This is a genomic window from Halosimplex halophilum (assembly GCF_004698125.1).
GTDB classification, from domain to species: Archaea; Halobacteriota; Halobacteria; order Halobacteriales; family Haloarculaceae; genus Halosimplex; species Halosimplex halophilum.
The window spans coordinates 166,169-185,708 of sequence record NZ_ML214297.1; the positions used below are offsets into that span (position 1 = coordinate 166,169).

Sequence of the window (19,540 nt, forward strand, 5' to 3'; positions counted from 1 at the left end):
GTACCGACCACCCTTTGTATGAACAGACGGGACTTTCTGCGGACCGCCGGCGGCGCCGCGGGCGGCGCGTCCGCCGTCGCCGCGGGCGCCGGTACGGCCGCCGCACAGGAGGGCGGTGGCGGAAGCGTACGCCCGGTCTTCCCCTCCTACGTGAGTGACGCGAACGGCCCCGGCTACGAGGACCTGCGCGGCAGCTCGGAGGTGACGATCGAGGTCGGCGTCGGCTCCGGCGGGTTCGGGTTCGGCCCGACGACCACCTGGATCGACCCGGGGACGACGGTCGTCTTCGAGTTCGTCGAGGCGGGCCACAACGTCAAGCCCAACAGCCAGCCCGACGGCGGGAGCCTCAACGGCACCGAAGGCGGCCAGTTCGCCACGATCGCCGCGGGCCAGACCTACGAGGTCACGCTGGAGACCCCCGGCATGTACACGTACAACTGCGCCCCACACGAGGGCCAGGGGATGCGGGGCGCCATCGCCGTCGGCGAAGACGTCGAAACCGAGGAGGTCGGGGGCGGGGGCCAGACGCCGCTCAACCCCGAGCACATGGGCGTGCCCTTCCACCCGCACTACGTCGGCATCTCGACCATCGTGATGATGGTCGTCTCGCTTTTGTTCACGTTCTTCCTGCTGAAGTACGGTGAATCGCCCAACGCCAAGGGAGGGAACGACTGATGTCCTCGTCGGGAAGCACGTACGGCGACATCCACCGGTACGAACCGGCCCGCGAGAGCACGGCCGCGGCGGTCGCGCTGGTCCTGCTGACCATCGTCGAGGTCGTGTTCGTGGGCCTGTTCACGTTCGGCCTCGTGAACGGCTGGGGGTACAGCCCGCTCGGGAACATGTACCTGGGCGGTATCCTCGCCATCATCTTCGTCGACCTGGCCTTTATCCTGATGGTCTACCGCAAGGAGTTCCTGCCGGACGTGATGATCGTCAAGAAACGGCGCCGCAAGTGGGAGGACCTGTACGTCCGCGAGGAGGACGTCGACGGGACGTCGTTCGCGGACGGGAACCCTCTCGAGAGCGTGAAACGAGCTGTCTACCCCTACTACAAACGATAACTATGCCACTGGACGAAGACAAGTATCCGGGCGAGACGGGCCGACGCCGCTTCGTGAAGGGCGTCGTCGGCAGCGCCGCGCTGGCCAGCGTGGGCACCGGCGGCGCGGCCGCCGTGAACACGGTCACGTCCGCGGCGGGCGGCGGCGGTGGCCCGACACAGTACATCGCGATCGAGAACACGGACGGTCCCGCGCCCCGCGGGATGCCGATCGTCCCGCTGGAGGTGACCGACGCGGGCGAGCTCCGGGGCCTGTTCCCCGAGGCGAGCACGGAGACGGTCGGCGGCGTCGAGCGGACGGTCGCCGAGATGGACCTGGGCGGGACGACCTACTCCTCGCAGTGGTTCCAGTACTGCGGGCTCGAACAGTACCAGGGCGTCCAGCCGGAGGCGGACGCGGACAACATGATCCGCGCCTCGGCGAGCCCGCCGCCCGCCTACGAGTGGCAGCAGGACGTCGAGGGCGACACCGTCCTCACCGTCGACATGTTCGAGGACTACGAGACGTGGGGCAACGGCATCGGCAAGGAGGGTATCGGGAAACCGGCGAGCGCGACGTGGCGCTCGCAGGGCGAGGACGCCAAGACCATCCCGGTGCAGGTGCTGCGCTCGCCGAAGGTCTCGCAGATGGCGAACGGCGAGGGGGAGTTCAGCGACCTCCCGAGTTCGATTCAGAACTTCATCGGCGCGGCGACCGAACAGGACTTCATGGCCTGGATCAACAAGTGCACGCACTTCTGCTGCGTGCCGGGCTACAAGCAACTGGAGGGGAGCGCGAACTTCAACGCCGCGGACGAGGTGTACTGCCAGTGTCACCAGTCGGTCTACGACCCGTTCAGCCCGACGCAGGTACAGTTCGTGGCCCGCCCGCGGCCGGATGAGTAACAATGAGCATTGAACGCAAGGACGAACACGACCACGAATCGTGGATGGAGAGCCGGGACCTGACGGCCATCGAGGAGATCTACCTGACCGTGCTGCTGTGGCTCGACAGGCGACTCCGCATCGTCGACTATCTGGAGATCCTCGAGAACATGTACTACAAGGTCAACTTCCAGATGCCCAAGAGCCACACCGAGCAGTACAACCTGGACAACAAGTTCTGGTACTGGTACCCGCTGTACGCGCTGGGGTCGTTCTCGACGATCGCGTACGTCGTCGCGGCCATCTCCGGCGCCCTGCTCGGGTTCTACTACGCGCCCGGCGCCGGCGCCTCCAACGGGACGCCGGACCTCGCGTACAACTCCATCACCTTCATCATGACCGACCTGAACTTCGGCTTCTTCCTCCGGAGTCTCCACCGCTGGTCGGCGCAGGTGATGGTCGCGGCCGTGTTCCTGCACATGCTGCGGGTGTACTTCACGGGCGCGTACAAGGAACCGCGCGAGCTCAACTGGATCATCGGCATCGTGCTCATCTCGCTGACGATGGTCTTCGGGTACACGGGGTACCTGCTCCCGTGGGACCAGCTGGCCTTCTGGGCCGGCCAGATCGGCGTCGAGATGAGCCTGTCGATACCGTTGATAGGCGAGTGGGTGGCCCAGCTACTCTTTGGCGGGTTCACCCTCAGCCAGTCGACGGTCCAGCGGATGTACATCCTGCACGTGTTCGTGCTCCCGTTCGTCACGACGGGGCTGATCGCCGTGCACATCGGCATCGTCTGGATGCAGGGCATCGCGGAACCCCACTGATACAATGAGCGACAACGACGACAACAGCGAGGAAGTTCGCACCGACGGCACGGGCATCGTCCCGCCGGACGACGAGACCCCGACCTGGAGCGAGCGCAAGGCTCGCAAGCAGGGGCTCGCCCGGCTGACCTACGAGTACTTCGAACGCTCCCGGCGCGAGGACCAGGACCTCCGCCAGCAGTCCAGCTACGTCGAACGCGACGTGCTCGCGTTCCCGACATGGCCCCACGAGATGATCCGCAACCTCGCGCTGACGAGCTTCTTCGTCGGCATGATCATCTTCCTCTCGGCGGCGCTGCCGCCCCACATCGGCCCGCCGGCCGACTCCTCGTCGACGCCGGCGATCATCCTGCCCGACTGGTACCTCTACTGGTCGTTCGGCCTGCTGAAGCTCGGCCCGCTCAACCCCGAGATCAGCCTGCTCGGCGGCCAGAAGCTGATGGCCGACCGCACGTACGGCGTCATCGCCAACCTGGTCGTCGTCGGGTTCGTCGCCATCGTCCCCTTCCTCAACAAGGGCAGCGCCCGCCGCCCCGTCGAACAGCCGTTCTGGGCGGCCGTCGGGGTCAGCGGCGTGGTCTTCGCCTTCACCATCGCCGCGCTGTCGGTCAAGAACCTCATCCCGATGGACTCCCATCTCATCTTCGACCTGACCTTCCTGCTCCCGGTGCTGTCGGCGTTCCTCACGTACGCCGTCCTCCGGACGATGCGGGAGGGGTACATGTTCAACCTCAACCGCCGGTACTACCGCCTGCGGCCGCCGAAGTAGATGGCCGACCCGTCCCGCCCCGGCGACTCGCCCGACGCGGCCGCCGACGGGACGGACGACCCCGCCGTCGCCGACGCCGATTCTGTCGCCGCTTCCAGGTCCGCCACCGACGAGTCCGCCGCCAGCGACGACCCGGAGGGCGCGCGCGGTCGCGAAGTGGTCGTCCCGGACGCGGTGTACAAGCGCGTGACGGTCTTCTCGACGCTGTTCGCAGTGGCCGCCGTCGTCGGCGGGTTCCTGGTGCTCGACGTGGCGACCGACCGGGCGACGGCGGAGCTGTCGGAGGTTCAGCCGCTGGTCGCACTGGCGGGGGTCGGGTTGATCGCCGCCGGCGCGGTCACGTACGCGTTCTCGACGCGGTTCAGGGCCGACGGAATGGGAAACGCTAAAGAAGAAACCGACGAAAGGTCCGACAATGGCTGACGAATTCGCGAAGGGAATGGCGATCTTCTCGGCCGCGGGGCTCGCGTGGCTGACCCTCGCCGGCTGGTATCGCACGCCCAGTTTCGAGGGGAGCGGCGTCCAGCTGGTCGCCCCGGTGGAGGGGGTCAACACGGTCTACGGACAGCTCGGCGTCGCGATCATGGACGTGATGGCCTGGTTCGCCGTCTTCGGCGCGCTCACCTTCTGGGTGGTCATCCCCGCCGTCGAGGAGCTCCGCGACGCCTACGCCGAGCGCTCGAACTGAACGCCGTCGGATTCTTCGGTTCGTTCCCCACCGCGTAGCGGACGGCGCGTGTCTCTCCTCCGGTCGCTCGATATTCACCCGGATCGCACACGTCCGGTCGGGAACGTCGATAGCCGCGTGGCGGACGGTTTAACCGCGCACGGTCCGTCGGTTCGGGCATGACTCCCGAGGAACTCCGGGCGGAGATGCCTGCGCTGGACGGGGGCGTCTACCTCAACACCGGCGCCGGCGGACCCAGTCCCCGGCGCGTCGTCGAGGCGACCGAGGACGCGCTCGAATTCCACGAGTACGAGGCCCCGACCGGCGCCGGCACCTACGGCGCGCTGTTCGAGGCGCTGGACGGGACGCGGGAAGCGGTCGCCGCCCACGTCGGCGTCGATCCTCACTCCGTCGCGCTGACCCAGAGCACGACCGACGGCATCGGCCGGGTCGCCGCCGCGATAGAGTGGGAGCCCGGCGACGCGGTCGTCCGCACCGACCAGGAACACTCGGCCGGGATCCTCCCCTGGGAGCGGCTCCGCGAGACCCACGGCATCGAAGTCCGCGTCGTCGAGGCCGCGGACGGACAGGTCGACCGCGAGGAGTGGAAGGCGGCCGTCGACGGCGCGAAACTCGCCCTGTTCAGTTCGCTCACCTGGACCGACGGCTGTCGCCTCCCGGTCGCCGAACTCGCCGATATCGCGCAGGACGCCGGCGCCCGCGTCGTCGTCGACGCCGTCCAGTCGGTGGGCCAGCGCCCCGTCGACTTCGGCGAGTGGGGCGCCGACGCCGTCGCCGCCGCCGGCCACAAGTGGCTGCTCGCCCCGACGGGCACCGGCTTCCTCCACGTCACCGACGAGTTCGCCCGCGACCTCGACCCCGCCCAGGTCGGCTACATGGGCGTCGAGGACCCCGAGGCCGACGACTGGGACCTCAAGCCCGACGCGCGGCGCTTCGAGACCGGCAGCGTCTCGCCGGTGCCCTACGCCGGCCTCGGCGAGGGCATCGGGACAATCGAGGACGTCGGCTACGACACCGTCACCGACCGCATCGAACGGCTGACCGACCGGCTGAAAGAGGGGCTCGGCGACCGGCTCGTCTCCCCCGAGCGCTACGAGTCGGGGCTGGTCGCCTTCGAAGCGGACGACCCCGCCGAGACCGCAGAGCGGCTCGACGAGGCGGGTATCCGCGTCCGGGACATCCCGCCGACCGACACCGTCCGCGTCTCCGTCCACGTCTTCAACACGGCCGCGGACATCGACGCCCTGCTCGACGCGCTCTGAGGTGAGAACGGGTGGATATCAGGACGGACAGCACTCCGGGAAGTCCGTGATCACGCCGTCGGCGCCCGCCTGCTGGACCTTCTCGGTCTCCTCCGGTTCGGTGACGGTCCAGGCGGTCACGTCGAGGCCGGCGCCGTGGGCCCGTTCGACGAGCGACGCGTCGCAGGCCGCCAGGTTCGGGGCGACCGCCGAACAGCCCAGCTCCCGCGCCCGCGAGACCAGCCCCTCGCCCTCCCACTGGACGAGCGCGGTGGGCAACTCCCCCACCTCGGCCAGCGCCTCCGGGTCGAACGACGAGACGACGACCTCGGGGGCCGCGGCGGCGGCGACCCGCTCGACGGCCTCGCCGGTGCCGCGCTCCTTCAGCTCCGCGTAGAGCGCCACGTCGTCGGGGACCACCTCGACCACTTCCTCGAACGTCGGGACTCCCTGGTCCGACCCCTCGACGGAGAGCGCCGCCAACTCGTCGGCGGTGTGAGCCGAGACGGGACCGCTTCCGTCGGTCGTCCGGTCGACGGTCTCGTCGTGACAGACCACGAGTTCGCCGGAGCCGCAGATCCGCACGTCGACCTCGACGGCGTCGGCCCGCGCTGCGGCGTCCGCGACGGCCGCGACGGTGTTCTCGGGGTTGACGCCGGGGAAGCCGCGGTGGGCGATGCAGTCCATGGCCGGTGTTGGCCCGCCCGTCCGGTAGGTCTTGCGCCGGCCCGCGACGCACCTTTAACCGCCGCCGGCCCCAACCGACGACCATGTCAGCCGACTTCAACTTCGGTGACAGCGTGGTGCTCGTGACCGGCGCCGGCGGGACGCTCGGCAGTTCGGTCTGCGAGGCGTTCGCCGACGCGGGCGCGACCGTCTGCGGCGCCGACGTGGTCGGGCCCGACGACGAGGACTTCGAACTGGACACCGACCGCGACCGCGTCGACTTCTACCAGGGCGACTTCACCGACGAGGACGACGTGGCAGAGACGGTCGAGGCCGTCGTCGACGACCACGGCGGGCTCGACGCGCTCGCGAACATCGCGGGCACCTGGCGCGGCGGCACGCCCATCGACGAGACCGACGCAGACACGTTCGACTTCCTCGTGGACGTGAACCTCAAGACGATGTTCCTGGCCTCGAAACACGCGATCCCGCACCTCCGGGAGTCTGATCTGGCCGGCCAGGGCGCCATCGTCAGCGTCTCGGCGCGCTCGTCGCTGGAGGGCGGCGAGGGCGACGGCCCCTACCGCGCGTCGAAGGCGGGCGTCAGGATCCTCACCGAGACCATCGCCGAGGAGAACACCGGTGAGGTGCGGGCCAACGCGGTGATGCCGAGCGTCATCGACACGCCGATGAACCGCGAGATGATGCCCGACGCCGACCACGAGAAGTGGGTCGACCCCGAAGACATCGCCGAGACCATCGTGTACCTCTGTTCGGACGCCGCCAGCGTCACCAGCGGCGCCGCCGTCCCGGTCTACGGCGAGGCCTGAGCGTCCGGCGAGCGGGGTTCGTGCGGGACTTCAGCAGCCGCCCGCGCCGCCCGCGGCTCCGGCACCCGCACAGCTCGCACTCGCCGCGCTCGCGCCCGCCGCAGCCGCGGCCGCACCGGTCACGACCGCGGCGTTGTCGTTCCTGCTGTAGTCGACGCACTCGCCCCAGGCCACGGGCGCGACGTGGTCGTCGATGTCGTCGGCCTCCAGCATCGCCGACTTGAACGCGGCGGCGTCGAAGCCCGTCTCGGCGACCAGCCGGTCGGCCAGTTCGGGGGTGACGGCGATCCGGCGACACTCCTCGGCCTCGAACAGGCCGTCCCCGTCGAAGGTGAACTGCACGTCGTAGTGGCGGACGAACACACCGTCGAAGGCGGGGACCATCGCCCGGACCGCCTCGCCCGCGAGCTCCCACACGAGGTCGTCGTCGGGCGACTCCACGTCCTCGCCGAGCGAGAAGCGGGCGATGGGGACCGTGATCGGTTCCTCGTCGGGGCCTTCGTTGACGACCGCGACGCCGGTCACCGCGCAGTCGTCGATGCCGTAGCTTTCGGGAGTGACACGGTTCTCCAGGGCCTCGTGCGCTTCGTCTTCGCGCTCCCGGAGGTCGACGCCTTCTTCCGTCGAGTCGTCGCCGAGCAGCCGTTCCAGTAGGGAGGGCATGGCGTCTCTCCTGTCGCTCGCGCACGACTTAGCGTCTGTGGTCGTAGCCGTTTTCAGGGTCAGCGGCCGAAACCGGCGTATGGTCGAACGAGAGACGTGGGCGACGCGGGTCGGCTTCCTCGTCGCCGCCATCGGGAGCGCAGTCGGCCTGGGGAACCTCTGGCAGTTCCCGTTCAAGACGGCCGAAAACGGCGGCGCCGCGTTCGTCGCCTTCTACCTGATCGCCGTGGTGTTGATCGGGTTCCCGGCGATGCTCGCGGAGTTCGTCGTCGGTCGGCGCACGAACGTCAACGCCGTGGACGCCTTCAGGGAACTCGGCCACCGGAACTGGCGCCTCGTCGGCGGTCTCGCCGTCGCCACCGGCTTCTGGATCCTCTCGTACTACAACGTCGTCGGCGGGTGGGTCCTCCGGTACATCCTCGGGAGCGCGACGGGTGCGTACTTCGACGACCCCGGGGCGTACTTCGGCGCCGTCTCGGCCGGACCCGAGGCGATCCTCGCGCAGGCGCTGTTCCTCGGCATCGCCGTCGCCATCGTCGCGCTCGGCATCGAGAACGGCATCGAGAAGGCGACGAAGGTGATGGTGCCCTCCATCGTCGTGATCATGGTCGTGCTGGCCGGCTGGGCGGCGACGCTCGGCGGTGCGGGCGAGGGCTACGCCTACTTCCTCTCGCCCAGCCTCGACGCGATGGTCGAGAACGCCGGGACGGCGATCCCCTTCGCCGTCGGCCAGGCCTTCTTCACCCTCTCGCTGGGGATGGCGATCATGATCACCTACTCCTCGTACGTCGGCGAGGACGACAATCTCCCCTTCGACGGGGGCGTCATCGTCGTCACGAACACGCTCGTCGGCATCCTCGCCGGGCTCGTCGTCTTCCCGATCCTGTTCGCCAACAACGTCGACCTCGCGCTGACCGGCGGCGGCGGCGCGTCGGCGCTGTTCGTCGCCGTCGCGGCCGGGTTCGCCGAACTCCCGCTGGGGCGGTGGCTCGGCGTCGTGTTCTTCGTCGTCGTGCTCATCGCGGCGCTGTCCTCGGCGATCAGCCTGATGGAGGTCACCGTCTCGTGGGCCGTCGACAACTTCGACGTCTCGCGGCCGACGCTGGCGGTCGCCGTCGGCCTCGGTCTGTTCGTCCTCGGGCTCCCCTCCGCGTGGGACACCGCCTGGCTGACGTGGTTCGACAACCTCGCCTACAGCCTGTTCCTGCCGGTGTCCGTGTTGGCAGTCGTGGTCTTCGTCGGCTGGGTGATCGGTAGCGACGCGGTGGACGAACTCCGCCGCGGCACCGGCGGGCTCGGTCCCTTCGGCCCGCTCTGGCTGTGGACGCTCCGGCTCGTCGTCGTCGTCGGCGTCTTCGCGACGCTCCTGCTCGGCATCTTCGAGCTGTTCCTGCAGGACGACCCGACCGGGATCCCACCGCTGGTCGCGGGCGCGATCTTCCCGTAGAATCCCGGCGGCGACCTACCGCACCATGTACGGGTCGTCGTCGGGGAGGAACCGCCCCAGGTCCGCCCGGCGCACGTAGTCGCGCCGGCGCAGCTCGACGAGCGCCTCGACGAGCGCCGACTCGTCGTCGTCGGACCACTCGGCCGGATCCTTGATCGGCACGACGAGCCAGCCGCTGCCGGGGATCTCGGTCGCGTGCTGGCGCTCCAGGTCGACCTCCTCCGGGGGACGGGCGGTCATGTTGGCGAAGACGTGCCGCGTCGCGCGCTCGCCGACCGGCAGGAGGACGTGAGCGGTGATAGCCCGGATCTCCGAGTCGAAGATGTTCTCCACGTCGGCGTAGTCGCGCTCGCTCGGGACGCCCTCGGGCACGCAGGGGTAGAGATACGAGAGGAAGGTCTTCTCGACGACCGGCGGGGACCCGGTCTCGGCGAGCAGACCGCCCTCGGAGAGCGCCCGCTGGAGGCGTTCGCTCGCGTCGAACTCGGTGAACGGGTAGCCCGATTCGGCCCCGCCGTGGACGCCGGGGTGGTCGCCGACCACGTGGAAGTCGGCGTTCGCGTCGCCGTACCCGGCGACGAACGGCTCGCACGGCGGCGAGAAGCCGAATGGGTTCGACTGGCGGGCCGTGACGTTCTTCACGTTCCCCCGCAGTGGCGGGCCGGCCAAAACTCCGCCGGTTCCCGCCGGCTCGCCGGACGGCCCCGCCGTCGCCCCCCCGGAATCGGGAAACGCTTTTCTCCCGGACTGCCGATGCCCCACCAATGACCGCACGGACCCGCGTCGACCGGCCGTTTCCCCCGTCCGGAGGTGGCTCGTCGTGACCCGCGACGAAGACATCGAGGACCTGCGCGAGCGCAAGGAGTCCGCTCGCAAGGGCGGCGGCGAGGAGCGCATCGAGGCCCAGCACGACCGGGGGAAGATGACCGCTCGCGAGCGGATCGACTACTTCCTCGACGACGGCAGCTTCGTCGAGATCGACGCGCTCCGCGAGCACCGCTCGACGAAGTTCGACATGGCGGAGAAGGAGTTCCCGGGCGACGGCGTCGTCACCGGCTACGGCGAGGTCGACGGCCGCACGGTCTTCGTGTTCGCCCACGACTTCACCGTCCTCGGCGGGTCGCTGGGCGAGGCGTTCGCCCAGAAGGTCTGCAAGGTGATGGACAAGGCGATGGAGACCGGCGCGCCCATCGTCGGCCTGAACGACTCCGCCGGCGCCCGCATCCAGGAGGGCGTCGACGCGCTGGCGGGCTACGCCGACATCTTCCACCGCAACCAGCTCGCCTCCGGCGTCGTCCCGCAGATCTCGGCCATCATGGGCCCCTGTGCCGGCGGCGCCGTCTACTCCCCGGCCATCACGGACTTCATCTTCATGGTCGAGGAGACCAGCCACATGTTCATCACCGGCCCCGACGTGATCGAGACGGTCACCGGCGAGGAGGTGACCTTCGACGAACTCGGCGGCGCGGCCACCCACACCGGCGAGTCGGGCGTCGCCCACTTCGCACCCGCCGCCGAGGAGGAAGCGCTGGACGACATCCGCTACCTGCTCTCCTATCTGCCCGCGAACAACGCCGAGGACCCGCCGCGGGTCGAGCCGTGGGACGACCCCGACCGCGCCGACGAGAGCCTGCGCGACGTGGTGCCCCAGGCCCCGCAGAAACCGTACGACATGCACCGGGTCATCGACGGCGTCGTCGACGAGGACTCCTTCTTCGAGGTCGCCGAGCGCTACGCTCGCAATCTCCTGACCGGCTTCGCCCGCCTCGACGGCCACGCGGTCGGCGTGGTGGCCAACCAGCCCCGCGTCAACGCCGGGACCCTCGACATCGACTCCTCGCTGAAGGGCTCGCGGTTCGTCCGCTTCTGCGACGCGTTCAACATTCCCCTGCTCACGTTCGTCGACGTGCCCGGGTTCATGCCCGGCAAGGACCAGGAGCAGGGCGGGATCATCAAACACGGCGCGAAACTGCTGTACGCCTACTCCGAGGCGACCGTGCCGCTGATGACCGTCATCACCCGCAAGGCCTACGGCGGCGCCTACGACGTGATGTCCTCGAAGCACGTCGGCAGCGACGTGAACTACGCCTGGCCCACCGCCGAGATCGCCGTGATGGGCCCCGAGGGCGCCGTGAACATCCTCTACGACGACGAACTCGACGCCGCCGAGCAGGTCGAGGAGAAACGCCGGGAACTCATCGACGAGTACCGCGACGAGTTCGCCAACCCCTACACCGCCGCCGAACGGGGCTACGTCGACGACGTGCTCGAACCGCCCGAGACGCGCTCGCGGCTGATCGGCGACCTGGAGACGCTACGCTCCAAGCGGAAAGACCACCCGGACCGGAAGCACGGGAACATCCCGCTCTAGAGGTTCCCGCGGGCAGTTCAGCCCGTCTCCACGTTCGCGGCCAGTCGCCACCCGACGACGCCACAGAGCGCGAACCCGTAGGCGTTGAGCGACCCGTGGAGCGTCACCATCCGGCCGATGCTCAGCCCGAGCGGGTTCGTCCCGGAGAACGCCGCGACGCCGTAGCCGAGCGCCAGCGCCATCGACGCCGGCAGTGCGAGCGCCGACACGCCCACGAGCGCGGCCGGCGGGGCGTCCAGCGACGGGACGACCCGGACGAGCACCAGCAGGCCAAACGCCGCCACGGCGAGGGTGAACGCGCCGACCGCGACCACCTCCACCAGCGGCGAGAAGGAGATACCGACCGCGATGATAGCGGGTCCGACCAGGATCACGCCGGCGACGGCGCGCGCCCCGCCCTCGAAGCCGCCGAGGTGTCGGCCCGTCACGCCCGCGAGGACCGGCAGCGCGAACCCGGCGAAGTGGAAGTGGACAGCGGTGAGCAGGACGATCGTCGGATCGAACCAGAAGGTGATCCCGAGGTGCGAGAGGACGAGCGCGACGGCGGCGACCGGGGCGTAGGCGAGGCCGGCGTCGACGAGCGCGGCGGTCAGCGGTCGGATCGTACCTCGCTCGACCGCCCGCGAGACGCCGGCGAGCGCGAGCAGGCTCGTCACGAAGACCCACGGCGCGGCCAGCCCCGCGGCGGTCGGCCCGGCGTCGACCACGAGCGAGAGGGCCATCAGCGCTGCGCCGACGGGGAGGAGCGCCACGGCGGCGCCGAGCAGTCGACCCGGGAGCCCGGCGAACTCCCCGCGCGCGGCCAGTCCGACGCCCAGCGGGACGACGACCAGCGGCGCCAGCGCGAGCGCCCGCTCGACCTGCGAGAGGCCGCCGGCGAGCGCGAGGACGAGCCACAGGCCCGCGCCGAAGACGGCGCTCAGGTCCGCGAGCGTGACGCCGGCGACGAGCCGGGCGAACGGGTCCGATTCGGTCTCCGCCGTGCTGTCCGAACCCGGTTCGTCGCCGCTCATGGCGGCAGCGGGTCGACCCCGGTGACCGGTTTCAGGTCGTCGGGCACCCGCTCCATCTCCCGGCGCTCCTGGGTGAACGACCCGCGGTAGCCGAGGATGTGCCCGACGAGGCCGCTCTCGACGGTCGCGGTGACGTAGAACTGCTCGTCGTCCTCGTCGTATCGGTCGCGGACGGTCACGTCGACCCCGAGCGGGCCGGGTGTCGGGAGATAGCGGCCGCCGACGCGGGTCCACTGTTTGCCCCCCTCGACGACGAGAACACCGTCCTCGACGCGCGGGTGGAGTTCGGAGACGACGTGCCCGCCGGTGCCGAGGAAGTCGAACAGCCGCTCCCGTTCGCGGTCCCACACGGTCGTCGAGTCGAACTGTCGGGTCTTCCCGTCGAAGTCGAACTCCCGGCGGGTGGTCAGCGCCTCGTAGCCCGCGGGGTCGCGCCAGCCGGCGGTCGTCACCGAGAACGGCACGTCCTCGCCGGACTCGGGGAACAGCAGGTTCCGCGCGGGCATCGCGTAGAGAACCGGCAGCGCGACGGCGCCGCGCGTGATGTCCATCAGTCCGCGACCCACGGTCGCGAACGCGTCGTCGGGGCCGAGCGCGTACCGCTCGCGCACGTTCGGGTGCAGGTCGTCGGCCGCCTCGCCAAGCGCGTACTCGTAGACGCCCGTCACAGCACCACCGCCGGCGGAGGATTCATACCGGCACTGATGGGGCGAGCGACAAAACGGTTGCTGGCCGGCTGGGCAGTCGATCCGGGGCAGATCGGCGCGGCGGGGTCGACTGACCGACGTTCAGGACGCTTCCTGGACCATGTCGCGGGCGTCGTCGTCGCTCAGGTCCATGTCGTGTTTCTCTTGGGCGTGTTCCTTGACGTGCTGGATGACCTCCTGCTCGTCCTCGGACTTGATCATGAAGTCGTCTCCCTGGCTGCATTCGACCTGGTAGGCCATACGGCGACCGACGGGCCGCGACGGTATTGCTATGGGGCGGCTTCCGACCGGTAGGCCCTTCCCTGTCAGTCGGTAGCACGACACATCCGCGAGTATCGACGGCCTGTCCCGCTCACTCGTCGCGCACCAACGCGTCGTCGCCGTGGCGTTCGCGCAACTCGCGGAGGTACGCTCGGCTTTCCCGGACGCGCGGGGTCGGTTCCTCGTACGCGTGTTCGAACCACGCCTCGACGTCGGGCTCGTAGGCCTCGGCGGCCTCGACCAGTTCGGCCACCCGCTCGCGGTTGCGCTCCTCGATTTCGGCGACCCGTTCGTCGTCCAGCAGGCCGCGCTCGCGGAGGAACCGTTCCATCCGCGGGATCGGGTCCCGTTCGCGCCAGCGGTCGACCTCCTCGTCGGTGCGGTACCGCGAGGGGTCGTCGGCCGTGGTGTGGGCGCCGAAGCGGTACATCTCCGCCTCGACCAGCGTCGGGCGCAGCTGGTTCTCGGCGGGATCGCGGGCCTTCTCGACGGCCCCCCTCGTCACCTGGTAGACGGCCAGCGGGTCCATCCCGTCGACGCGGACGCCGGCGAAGCCGTAGGCGTCGGCCTTCTCCGCGATGGTCGCGCTGGCGGTCTGGCGCTCCCGCGGGACGGAGATGGCGTACTGGTTGTTGTTGCAGAAGAAGACGGCGGGCGCGTCGAACACGCCCGCGAAGTTGAGCGCCTCGTGGAAGTCCCCCTCCGACGTGGCACCGTCGCCGAAGTGACAGCAGACGACGCGGTCGTCGCCCCGCAGGCGGGCCGCCCACGCCATCCCCGTGGCGTGGGGGAGGTGGCTGGCGATGGAGATGTTCAGCGGGAAGACGTGCTTGGAGGCGAGCCACTCGTTGCCGACCTCGTGGCCCATCCAGTACAGGAGGTACTCGGGTTCGAGCCCGCGGACGGCGACGGCGCCGTGCTCGCGGTACTGGTCGACGATCCAGTCGTCGTCACGGAGCGCGTGGGTCGACGCGACCTGCGCGGCCTCCTGGCCGGCCAGCGGCGGGTAGGTTCCCATCCGGCCCTGGCGCTGGAGGGAGACGGCTCGCTCGTCGAGGTGGCGGGCGAGCTTCATCTCCCGGAACATCGCCACGAGCCGCTCGTCGGACAGGTCGGGCACGGTCGCGTCCTCGCGGACCTGCCCGTCGGCGTCGAGCACCTGCACCAGTCCGTCCTCGGTCCGCGCGACGGCGTCGCTGTCGCTCACTGGTGGTTCGACGGCCAGCAACCGCATAACCGTTTTCCCGGTCGGCGCACGCACGACTCGTCAGCGCGGCCGCCGACCACCCCGGTGTCCGATTAGATTTAAAGGGCGACGCGCGGTACAGGACGGTATGTTCGAGAAGGTCCTCGTCGCGAACCGCGGCGAGATCGCCGTCCGCGTGATGCGAGCCTGCGAGGAGCTGGGGGTCGGGACGGTCGCCGTCTACAGCGAGGCCGACAAACACGCCGGCTTCGTCCGCTACGCCGACGAGGCGTACAACGTCGGCCCCGCCCGCGCGGCCGACTCCTACAACGACGGGGAGGCCGTCATCGAGGCCGCGAAGAAGGCCGGCGCCGACGCCATCCACCCGGGCTACGGCTTCATGGCCGAGAACGCCGACTTCGCCGCCCGCGTCGAGGAGACCGACGGGATCACGTGGATCGGTCCCTCCAGCGAGGCGATGGAGCGGCTCGGCGAGAAGACCCACGCCCGCAAGGTGATGCAGGAGGCCGACGTGCCCATCGTCCCCGGCACCACCGAGTCCGTCGAGGACCCCGAGCAGGTGGTCGAATTCGGCGAGGAACACGGCTTCCCGGTCCTCATCAAGGCCGAGGGCGGCGGCGGCGGCATGGGCCAGGAGGTCGTCGAGAGCGCCGAGGACGCCGAGGAGGCGCTGGAGACCGCCCAGCGCGAGGGCGAGGCGTACTTCTCGAACGCGTCGGTCTACCTGGAGCGGTTCCTCGACAACGCCCGCCACGTCGAGGTGCAGATCATCGCCGACAAACACGGCAACGTCCGCCACGTCGGGGAACGAGACTGCTCGCTCCAGCGCCGCCAGCAGAAGGTCATCGAGGAGGGACCGAGCCCGGCGCTGACCGACGAGTTACGCGAGCAGATCCGCGAGGCGGCCCGCAGAGGCGCCGACGCCGGCGACTACTACAACGCCGGCACCTTCGAGTTCCTCGTCGAGGACGAACAGCGCAACGACGAGGGCCTGCTCGACGCCGACACGGACTTCTTCTTCCTCGAAGTCAACACGCGCATCCAGGTCGAGCACACCGTCACGGAGGAGCTGACGGACATCGACCTCGTGAAGTGGCAGATCCGGGTCGCCGCCGGCGAGGAGATCACCTTCGATCAGGACGACGTGGAACTGGCGGGTCACGCGATGGAGTTCCGGATCAACGCCGAGAACGCCGCCAACGACTTCGCGCCCGCCACGGGCGGTGAGTTCGAGGTGTACGACACCCCAGGTGGTATCGGCGTCCGGGTCGATGACGCCCACCGCCAGGGCGACGAGCTGGTCACCGACTACGACTCGATGATCGCGAAGCTCATCACGTGGGGCGAGGACCGCGAGGAGTGCATCGCCCGCGGCAAGCGCGCGCTGGCCGACTACGAGATCCGGGGCTTCCCGACGATCATCCCGTTCCACCGGATGATGCTCACCGACGAGCCGTTCCTCGAAGGCAGGCACACCACGAAGTACCTCGACGAGGACCTGGACCACGACCGCATCGAGGCGGCCCAGGAGCGCTGGGGCACCGAGTCGTCGGGGGGCGACGACGAGGACGAAGAGGTCGTCGAGCGGGAGTTCACCGTCGAGGTCAACGGCAAGCGCTTCGAGGTCGAGCTGGAGGAGCGGGGCGCGCCCGCCATTCCCACCGGCGGCGACGGCGCCGGTAGCGGCGGTCAGCAGGCCCAGCGGCCCCAGCCGGGCGGTGGCGGCGGGTCGGGTGGCGGCGACTCCGGCGGCGTCTCCGCCGAGGGCCAGGAGATCACCGCGGAGATGCAGGGGACGATCCTCGAAGTGAACGTCGCGGAGGGCGACGAGGTCGCCGCGGGCGACGTGCTCTGCGTGCTGGAGGCGATGAAGATGGAGAACGACATCGTCGCCGAGAGCGCCGGCACCGTGACCGCCGTCGCCGTCAGCGAGGGCGAGTCCGTCGACATGGGCGACACGATGTTCGTGCTGGACTGAGACCGCGGCCGTCCGGGTCCGAGCCCGGAGTGTCCCGCCGACCGACACGGTTTAGTCGCCGAAATTAATATCGTTCGACATGACCGACGACCGGACACCGCTGGTCTCGCTCGCCGACGAGGCGTCGGCGCTGCTGTCCGGCGCCGCCGGCTGGCTGCTCGTCTGGCTGGGACTGTCCGGCGTCGCCGTCGTCGCGGCCCGGGCCGCGAGCGGAACGGTCTGGTCGCCGTGGCCGGCGCTGGTCGCGCTGGCGCTCTCGGTCGTCGCCGTCGCCGCGGGCGTCGCCGTCAACCCGCGGTTCGAGCGAGCGTACGCCCGCTCGCGGTTCGGCCGCGTCCCGACGGTCGAGCGCCGGGCGGTCCGCCCGTCGGAGGCGACCGACGAACCCTGCGTCGTCTGCGGGGGGCCCGTCGACGCCGGCCTCTGCCGGCGCTACCGCGAGGAGGCCGTCGTCGCCGGCGTCCCCGTCTCCGCGAGCGACGGCGAGGAGAACCACTACTGCCTCGACTGCGCCGCCGCCGAACTCGGGATCGACGCTGGGACGACCCCCGACGCGGAGGCGGCCGACGGGTCCCCGCCCGAGGCCGACCCGGAGTCCGACAGCGACGGCGAGCGCATCGCCGACTCGGGGTGACGCCCCCGGGCGGGACCGGGCCGGGAGTACAAGACTTATGAAAACTCGCCGAGGTGATCCGGTAGATGGTCCCCGACAGTTCCCTCTCCAGGCGTCAGGTGCTCGCGAGCGGCGGCGCGGCGGGCGCGCTGCTGGGCGGCGGCGTCCTGGCGCGTCGCCTCCTCCCGACAGCCGCCGGGCGGTCACCGGACGGGTGGCCGATGGTCGCCCGCGACCCCGGCGGCACGGCCTACGCGCCCGAAGCCGACCCGCCGACCGACGGGGTCAAGGTGCGCTGGAAGTACGGACTACCGCCCTGGCCGGGTGCAGACGTGCGCCCCGCACCCGTCGTCGCCGGCGGCGTGGTCTACGCGGTCGGTCCGCACGAGTCGATGCCCCCTCACAGCCCCGAACTGGTCGCCCTGTCGGCGAGTGAGGGGAGTGTGCTGGCGCGCGCTCGGCGGCCGGTCCGGAGCGCGCCGGCGGTCGCGCCCGCCCGCGCCTACCGGGCTCGGACCGTCGCAACGCTGGAAACGCCGACGTTCGACCCCCACCGGCTGGTCGGACTTCCGGGCGCCGACGCCGGCACGGGCGGGTGGCTCGGCGGGGGCGAGTCCGCCCCGTGGACCGGCACCGACGCGACCCGGTGGACGGCGTCGGTCGACGCGGACTCGGACAGCTACAGCCGGATCCGCTTCGGCGGAGCCACGACGCCGCCGCCCGTCGCCGTCGGCGACGCGCTCGTGACGTTCTTCCGGGGGACGCTCGCTGCGGTCGACGGGAGCAGCGGCGCGGTCCGGTGGACGAGCGACGAGGGACTGCCGGCCACACGCCCGGCCGTCCGCGACGGCGCCGCCTACGTCGTCGGTCCCGACCGGGGCGTCCGCAGCTACGACCTCGCGACCGGGGCGAGCACCGACCTGTCGGTCGACCTCCCGGGCCGGCCGATGTACCTCGCGGCGACCCCGGCCCGGCTGTACGTCGCTGGCCAGGGGTGGGTCAGCGCGCACTCGTTCGACGGCTCTGCCGACTGGCGGGCCACGTTCCCCGAGGGGGCGTCGGTGCCGGCCGGGCCGGTCGCCGTCGCCGACGGGACGGTCTACGTCCGGCGCGCGGACACGACCGCGACGCGGCTGTGCGCCCTCGACGCCGATGACGGCTCGGTCCGCTGGGTCTGCGAGGGCGTGACGCCGAGCGAGGCGGCGTACCTCCCGGCGGCGACCGACGACGCGGTGTACGTTCCGACCGACGCGGGCGGGCTGGCGGCGGTCGACGCCGACGACGGGTCGGTCCGCTGGCGGTTCGACCCCGGCACGGAACCGTGTTCGCCCGCCGCCATCGTCGACGACGCCGTGTACGTCGTCGGGAGCGAACACCTCTACGCGCTGGAGGAACCATGAGCGACGAGCGCGACGCGACCGCCGGGGGTTCCGGAGCGCCGACTTCCGGTGAACCGTCCGGCGAGACCGACGGCGGCTATCCGACCGGCCCCGCGGTCGAGCGCGACGACCGGGTACCCCTCACGGGAACCGGCCTGGTCCGCGAGAGTGCCGTCCGCCTGCGTCGGAACCCGAGCGCCTTCCTCGCCATGCTTCTGGCGGGACTGGCGGTCGCGGTCGTCGACTGGGTCCGCCTGGCCGACCCGGTTCCGGTCGCCGCCTTCGAGGGCATCACCGCCGGACGCGTGACGGTCCACTACGGGATCATGGTGAGCGTCCCCGCGGGCGTGTCGACGCCGCTGTCGGCGCTGGCCGGCCTGAAGCCCGGCTGGCTGGCCTGGGTCGCGGCGCTGGAACTGTTCCGGGCCGCGGCGCTCGCGGCGGCCGGCGTCTACGCGTTCGCGACGCTGCTCGACGCCGAGCCGAGTCGTGGGGCAGCGGCCCGCTACGGCCTCGCCTTCGGCGCCCTCGCGCTGCTCCGGGCGTTCGCCCCCAGCGCCGACGTGCCGCTGCTCGTCGGGCTCCCGTTCGTCGCGCTGTACGTCTACGTCGTCGCCCACCTGGTCGCGCTCCCGGCACTGCTCGTCGAGGGCGCGTCGATCCCCGACGCGCTCGGGCGGAGCTGGGGGCTGGCGACCGGCCACGGCTGGGCGCTGGCCGGCGTCGTCGTGGTCCTCGGCCTCGCGACCTACCTCGCGGGGAGCGCGCCCGTCGGGGGTCCGGTTCTGGCGAGCGCCGTCGCGGCCGTGCAGGTCGGGACCGTCGCCGCGTTCGTCCGGCGGGCGCGGCGGACCGACCGGGCCGCCGCGGCGTGACGGCCGACTGGGGCCCGCGTCGGGCACGGCCGGGCGGACCGCGCCGGCTCCGGACCACTTACGGTCGCGCCCGAGAGA

Annotated in this window: 22 protein-coding genes; 15 read left to right on the top strand and 7 right to left on the bottom strand. The window is 70.8% G+C overall.

The window, feature by feature from the left end; genetic code table 11:
• Window positions 1-18 precede the first annotated feature (18 nt).
• The 8 genes from E3328_RS00925 (at window position 19) to E3328_RS00960 (ending at window position 5,473) form a co-directional block, all read left to right on the top strand.
• Window positions 19-675, top strand: coding sequence for a plastocyanin/azurin family copper-binding protein (locus E3328_RS00925; protein ID WP_135362757.1), 657 nt, complete (start codon window positions 19-21; stop codon window positions 673-675).
• On the top strand, window positions 675-1,064 hold the full coding sequence (locus E3328_RS00930; RefSeq protein WP_135362758.1) for a DUF7318 family protein: 390 nt from the start codon (window positions 675-677) through the stop codon (window positions 1,062-1,064). Before E3328_RS00925 ends, E3328_RS00930 begins: the two co-directional genes overlap by 1 nt.
• Window positions 1,065-1,066: 2 nt before the next feature.
• Window positions 1,067-1,948, top strand: coding sequence for a Rieske (2Fe-2S) protein (locus tag E3328_RS00935; protein ID WP_135362759.1), 882 nt, complete (start codon window positions 1,067-1,069; stop codon window positions 1,946-1,948).
• A 2-nt stretch (window positions 1,949-1,950) separates the two neighbouring features.
• Entirely contained in the window at window positions 1,951-2,754 is an 804-nt protein-coding gene (locus E3328_RS00940) for a cytochrome b (RefSeq protein ID WP_135362760.1), read from the top strand.
• 4 nt (window positions 2,755-2,758) lie between these two features.
• Entirely contained in the window at window positions 2,759-3,523 is a 765-nt protein-coding gene (locus E3328_RS00945; RefSeq protein WP_135362761.1) for a cytochrome b family protein, read from the top strand.
• Between the two features lie 156 nt (window positions 3,524-3,679).
• Entirely contained in the window at window positions 3,680-3,946 is a 267-nt protein-coding gene (locus E3328_RS00950; protein WP_135364634.1) for a DUF7315 family membrane protein, read from the top strand.
• Window positions 3,939-4,211 carry a DUF7314 family protein gene (locus E3328_RS00955; protein WP_135362762.1) on the top strand — a complete coding sequence of 91 codons (273 nt, stop codon included), beginning with the start codon at window positions 3,939-3,941 and terminating at the stop codon, window positions 4,209-4,211. Before E3328_RS00950 ends, E3328_RS00955 begins: the two co-directional genes overlap by 8 nt.
• Before the next feature lie 158 nt (window positions 4,212-4,369).
• Window positions 4,370-5,473 (top strand): aminotransferase class V-fold PLP-dependent enzyme, encoded by a 1,104-nt coding sequence (locus E3328_RS00960; protein ID WP_135362763.1) that lies wholly within the window; start codon window positions 4,370-4,372, stop codon window positions 5,471-5,473.
• Window positions 5,474-5,491: 18 nt separating this feature from the next.
• On the opposite strand, the gene E3328_RS00965 is transcribed toward E3328_RS00960, so the two are convergent.
• Window positions 5,492-6,139 carry a glycerophosphodiester phosphodiesterase gene (locus tag E3328_RS00965; RefSeq protein WP_135362764.1) on the bottom strand — a complete coding sequence of 216 codons (648 nt, stop codon included), beginning with the start codon at window positions 6,137-6,139 and terminating at the stop codon, window positions 5,492-5,494.
• Between the two features lie 83 nt (window positions 6,140-6,222).
• On the opposite strand from E3328_RS00965, the gene E3328_RS00970 reads away from it, so the two are divergent.
• Window positions 6,223-6,948 carry an SDR family oxidoreductase gene (locus tag E3328_RS00970; RefSeq protein WP_135362765.1) on the top strand — a complete coding sequence of 242 codons (726 nt, stop codon included), beginning with the start codon at window positions 6,223-6,225 and terminating at the stop codon, window positions 6,946-6,948.
• A gap of 30 nt (window positions 6,949-6,978) precedes the next feature.
• Here the strand turns inward: E3328_RS00970 and E3328_RS00975 are convergent, their stop codons facing one another.
• Entirely contained in the window at window positions 6,979-7,611 is a 633-nt protein-coding gene (locus E3328_RS00975) for a hypothetical protein (protein ID WP_135362766.1), read from the bottom strand.
• Window positions 7,612-7,690: 79 nt separating this feature from the next.
• Between E3328_RS00975 and E3328_RS00980 the strand changes: the two genes are divergently transcribed.
• The gene (locus E3328_RS00980) at window positions 7,691-9,058 is read left to right on the top strand and encodes a sodium-dependent transporter (RefSeq protein ID WP_135362767.1); all 1,368 of its coding nucleotides are present in this window, start codon (window positions 7,691-7,693) and stop codon (window positions 9,056-9,058) included.
• A gap of 15 nt (window positions 9,059-9,073) precedes the next feature.
• Here E3328_RS00980 and E3328_RS00985 read toward each other — a convergent pair whose 3' ends face one another.
• Entirely contained in the window at window positions 9,074-9,700 is a 627-nt protein-coding gene (locus E3328_RS00985) for a uracil-DNA glycosylase family protein (protein ID WP_135362768.1), read from the bottom strand.
• 178 nt (window positions 9,701-9,878) lie between these two features.
• Here E3328_RS00985 and E3328_RS00990 point away from each other — a divergent pair, with 178 nt between their 5' ends.
• Window positions 9,879-11,429, top strand: coding sequence for an acyl-CoA carboxylase subunit beta (locus E3328_RS00990; RefSeq protein WP_135362769.1), 1,551 nt, complete (start codon window positions 9,879-9,881; stop codon window positions 11,427-11,429).
• Window positions 11,430-11,446: 17 nt separating this feature from the next.
• Here E3328_RS00990 and E3328_RS00995 read toward each other — a convergent pair whose 3' ends face one another.
• The 4 genes from E3328_RS00995 to pdhA form a co-directional block, all read right to left on the bottom strand.
• Complete coding sequence (locus tag E3328_RS00995; RefSeq protein WP_135362770.1) at window positions 11,447-12,442, bottom strand: YndJ family protein; 996 nt, start codon at window positions 12,440-12,442, stop codon at window positions 11,447-11,449.
• Entirely contained in the window at window positions 12,439-13,110 is a 672-nt protein-coding gene (locus E3328_RS01000; protein WP_135362771.1) for a DUF4166 domain-containing protein, read from the bottom strand. The genes E3328_RS00995 and E3328_RS01000 overlap by 4 nt, the downstream gene beginning before the upstream one ends.
• 120 nt (window positions 13,111-13,230) lie before the next feature.
• Window positions 13,231-13,389 carry a DUF1059 domain-containing protein gene (locus E3328_RS01005; RefSeq protein ID WP_135362772.1) on the bottom strand — a complete coding sequence of 53 codons (159 nt, stop codon included), beginning with the start codon at window positions 13,387-13,389 and terminating at the stop codon, window positions 13,231-13,233.
• 112 nt (window positions 13,390-13,501) lie between these two features.
• Window positions 13,502-14,644 (bottom strand): pyruvate dehydrogenase (acetyl-transferring) E1 component subunit alpha, encoded by a 1,143-nt coding sequence (pdhA, locus tag E3328_RS01010; RefSeq protein ID WP_246022843.1) that lies wholly within the window; start codon window positions 14,642-14,644, stop codon window positions 13,502-13,504.
• Between the two features lie 100 nt (window positions 14,645-14,744).
• Here pdhA and E3328_RS01015 point away from each other — a divergent pair, with 100 nt between their 5' ends.
• The 4 genes from E3328_RS01015 (at window position 14,745) to E3328_RS01030 (ending at window position 19,462) form a co-directional block, all read left to right on the top strand.
• On the top strand, window positions 14,745-16,595 hold the full coding sequence (locus E3328_RS01015; protein ID WP_135362773.1) for an acetyl/propionyl/methylcrotonyl-CoA carboxylase subunit alpha: 1,851 nt from the start codon (window positions 14,745-14,747) through the stop codon (window positions 16,593-16,595).
• A 79-nt stretch (window positions 16,596-16,674) separates the two neighbouring features.
• Window positions 16,675-17,229, top strand: a complete 555-nt coding sequence (locus E3328_RS01020; RefSeq protein WP_135362774.1) for a DUF8108 domain-containing protein — start codon at window positions 16,675-16,677, stop codon at window positions 17,227-17,229.
• A 65-nt stretch (window positions 17,230-17,294) separates the two neighbouring features.
• Window positions 17,295-18,608, top strand: coding sequence for an outer membrane protein assembly factor BamB family protein (locus E3328_RS01025; protein WP_135362775.1), 1,314 nt, complete (start codon window positions 17,295-17,297; stop codon window positions 18,606-18,608).
• Window positions 18,605-19,462 carry a hypothetical protein gene (locus E3328_RS01030; protein WP_135362776.1) on the top strand — a complete coding sequence of 286 codons (858 nt, stop codon included), beginning with the start codon at window positions 18,605-18,607 and terminating at the stop codon, window positions 19,460-19,462. Before E3328_RS01025 ends, E3328_RS01030 begins: the two co-directional genes overlap by 4 nt.
• Window positions 19,463-19,540: the final 78 nt, after the last annotated feature.